The sequence below is a fragment of the Psychrobacter sp. 1Y4 genome (assembly GCF_051847555.1).
Genome location: NZ_JBPYDE010001120.1, coordinates 1 through 525, shown reverse-complemented (window position 1 = coordinate 525; position 525 = coordinate 1). Strand labels below are relative to the sequence as shown.

Below are 525 nucleotides of genomic sequence, written 5' to 3'. Positions count from 1 at the left end.
GCATCAGCAAACGAGCGAACAAAATCTATATTAGTTCCAATTATCAATCTTAGTTGTCATAACGGTAAGATTTTAGTGCTAATTTTGGCGCAAATGGTGCAATAAAGCGCAAAGATTGTTATATTTACAGATTACTTATCTTTTTGCATTATTTTATCCCTGCAATGTCGGTCGACATTATAATAAGCAGTTATCGACTGCTCGCATTCGCACCGTTTTTGTTGTTTATTTAATTGAGTTCAAATCCCTATGTCACAAGCCCAAATTGATACGCTTGCATCCCTATTTAATGATGCCATTCAAACCCTACAAGCAGATGGTACGCTACCAAGCGACTGGCAGAATAACAGTCAAATCACGCGTACTAAAGACCTTAGCCACGGTGATTTTGCCAGCAATATCGCACTGACGGCTGCCAAAGCGGCCAAAGCCAATCCGCGTCAACTCGCTGAAAAAATCGTCAGCGCGCTGCCTGAGAATCAAGACATTCGCCAAGTAGAAATCGCCGGTCCTGGGTTTATTAAC

Annotated in this window: 1 pseudogene; it reads left to right on the top strand. The window is 41.7% G+C overall.

The window, feature by feature from the left end:
• Positions 1-249: 249 nt before the first annotated feature.
• Positions 250-525, top strand: a pseudogene (gene argS, locus ACS8FC_RS20730) (arginine--tRNA ligase); the annotation flags it as partial.